Genomic DNA, 2,446 nt, shown 5'->3' with positions numbered 1-2,446 from the left:
CGCCCTGCTGACAGGATTTCTGTCGGCCAGTCCTCAGTAGTAGTTGCGCATCAGTTCGGTCGCCCAGGCCGGCTGAACGGTCTCGCCCTGCGGCCCGAACTCCGCCATGTAGGGCTTGATGTCCAGCACCGGACTGCCGTCGTTGGCGTCCAGCCCGCGCACACGAACGCCCAGACCCTCCACGGCGAGCAGGCGGCAGCAAGAGATGCCCAGCAGGTTAGGGCGGTTCCTGCCCCGCAGGGCGATGATGCCGGCCTCCGGCCATTCCAGGTTCCCCCGGGGCCTGCGGGAGGAGGCAACCGCCGGCGATGGATCCACGAGATGGAACTGGAAGACCACCCTCCAGACGCGAAAACGCGTCCAGCCCGGCGAGGGCATCCGGCCCGAAACGGGTCCCGTCGAGCCGGATCAGCGCCTGCTCGGTGTTCCAGTCGTCGTCGAGCGCCTCGACCCGTCCGCCGAGGACCGATCCGACCGGCTGTGCGGATGCGCAGGGTCACGGCGCGCAGTTCGCACATGAGGTCGGCTGGCCGAAGGTTGCGTGCGGCCTCCAAGGACAGCTCGAACCGTCCAGGCGCTGCTCGGCTTGGATTACTGACGAACCAGGATCGGCGCGGATGATCAGCCGGCCGTCCACGGGCGGAGCTTGTCGGGGTTGCGTACGGCCCAGATGCGCTTGATCCGGTCGCCTGCGATGTCGAACCCCAGCACCGCCGTGGTGGCCTCGCCTAGCTGGAGAACCAGGCCGGGCTGACCGTTGACCATGCGCTCCGTCATCGTCATGCCGGATGCTCTGACGGCAATGTCGAGGAAGTAGCGCGCGATCTGCTCGCTGCCCTCGATCGGGTGAAGCAGGGCGCTGACCAGGCCTCCGACGTCGGCGATTCCGGTGGCGTCGGGGTCGAGGAGGCCGATGAGGGCGTTGATGTCCTTGGCTTCCCACGCCTGCTTGAAGTCCCTGACGATGCCGGCCTGCTGGGACGCCGGTGCTGCGGGCGCCCGCGAGGCGTCGATGCGGCGGCGGGCGGAGGAGGCCAGCTGGCGGCAGGCCACCGGCGTACGACCGACAATCTCGGCCACCTCGGCGAACGGGTATCGGAAGACGTCGTGCAGCACGAACGCGACGCGCTCGGCCGGAGTCATCGAGTCGAGAACGACGAGGAAGGCTATGCTGACCGATTCGTCGAGGGTGACGCGGTCGGCGGGGTCTGCCGGGACGCCGCCGCTCGTCCACTCTCTGTGGTCGGGAAGCGGCTCGGGGAGCCATTCGCCCACGTAGCGCTCCCGCCTGACCCGCGCCGAGTCGAGCTGGTCAAGGCAGATGCGGCTGGCGACCCTCGTCAGCCAGGCGCCCGGCGATTCGATGGCTTCCTGCTGTTGACGGGACATGGCGTACCAGCGGGTGTAGGTCTCCTGCACGACATCCTCGGCATCGGCCAGGGAGCCGAGGAGCCGGTACGCGAGATTGATCAGCTGACGCCGCTCGCTCATGATCGCGCTCAGGCTCGGGTCGAGCCAACCGGTTCCTGCCGCGGATGTGATGCTCATGGTGTCGCCAACCAGCCTTCCTTGTCGTATCTGCAGGTACTGGGGCGCCCACCAAGGTGACCTTGGCGGCGGCACGTCACCAGGCCCGCCGCGTCGTCGACATCGCGGCCGCGCTCAAGGCCGGCCGCACCACCTGATCCAGCGTGGCACCTCACATTCTGCAGGGCTGCGTCGTCGGGACTACTGAAACCACAAAGGCCACTCACCGGTCAGAATTGTTGAATGGAGGATGCGATGACTTCGAACGATTCCGAAGTTAGGGCGCTCTTGGAGAGTCGAGTCGATGCCAGCCAGGAAAAGGACATCGATGCACTCATGTCACTCTATTCTTCCGACATCGTTTACTACGATGTCGTACCCCCTCTCCAGTTCATCGGAACCGAAGAAGTCCGCCGCAACTTTGTGCGGTGGTTCGATGGATACGACGGACCCATCAGCCTGAAAACGCACGACCTCACCATTGCGACAAGCGGAGATGTCGCCTTCGCGCACATGCTTCACCTGGACACCGGGGAGCGCACAAACGGGCTTGAGAGCGCGATATGGGCACGATCGACCGTTTGCTGCCGACGGATGAGCGGCAAGTGGCTGATCACGCACGAACACATCTCTCTGCCGATAAATCCGGAGAACCTTCAAGCTTGGTTCCCGCCGGACATGTGAGCGAGTCTGATCGTTTATCCGAGCGAGCTGGTTGGATGAGGACATCTGCCGTCCTCATCCAACCCCACACACGGAAAGCACGTTTCCGATGTGCGATCCTGCCCGCTGCGCCGCTGGCCTGGTTTCTCAGCGGTGCTGCCGCCGACTGTGAGCCTCTCCCCCGCCGGGACGGACCACGGAGGTGCCTTACTGTTTACTCCTACCCTCTGCCGGCAGAAACCCTGCGACGAGGGCC

Annotated in this window: 3 protein-coding genes; 1 reads left to right on the top strand and 2 read right to left on the bottom strand. The window is 65.4% G+C overall.

The genetic code is table 11. The features are described 5' to 3' along the window. Positions 1-33: 33 nt before the first annotated feature. Entirely contained in the window at positions 34-318 is a 285-nt protein-coding gene (locus tag ACTMTI_RS56665; protein WP_441129371.1) for a TrmO family methyltransferase domain-containing protein, read from the bottom strand. Positions 319-621: 303 nt separating this feature from the next. Continuing rightward, a complete protein-coding gene (gene sigJ, locus ACTMTI_RS56660) occupies positions 622-1,548 on the bottom strand; it encodes an RNA polymerase sigma factor SigJ (protein WP_441129370.1) in 927 nt (308 codons plus the stop codon). Positions 1,549-1,770: 222 nt separating this feature from the next. Here sigJ and ACTMTI_RS56655 point away from each other — a divergent pair, with 222 nt between their 5' ends. Continuing rightward, positions 1,771-2,211 (top strand): YybH family protein, encoded by a 441-nt coding sequence (locus ACTMTI_RS56655; protein WP_441129369.1) that lies wholly within the window; start codon positions 1,771-1,773, stop codon positions 2,209-2,211. Positions 2,212-2,446: the final 235 nt, after the last annotated feature.

The sequence above is a fragment of the Nonomuraea sp. H19 genome (assembly GCF_052068215.1).
GTDB lineage: Bacteria > Actinomycetota > Actinomycetes > Streptosporangiales > Streptosporangiaceae > Nonomuraea.
This window is presented reverse-complemented; position numbering and strand designations above follow the sequence as displayed.

Coding starts and splice junctions, on each gene's coding strand:
- sigJ (WP_441129370.1), bottom strand. CDS start 1,548: ATGAGCATCACATCCGCGGCAGGAACCGGTTGGCTCGACCCGAGCCTG.
- ACTMTI_RS56655 (WP_441129369.1), top strand. CDS start 1,771: ATGGAGGATGCGATGACTTCGAACGATTCCGAAGTTAGGGCGCTCTTG.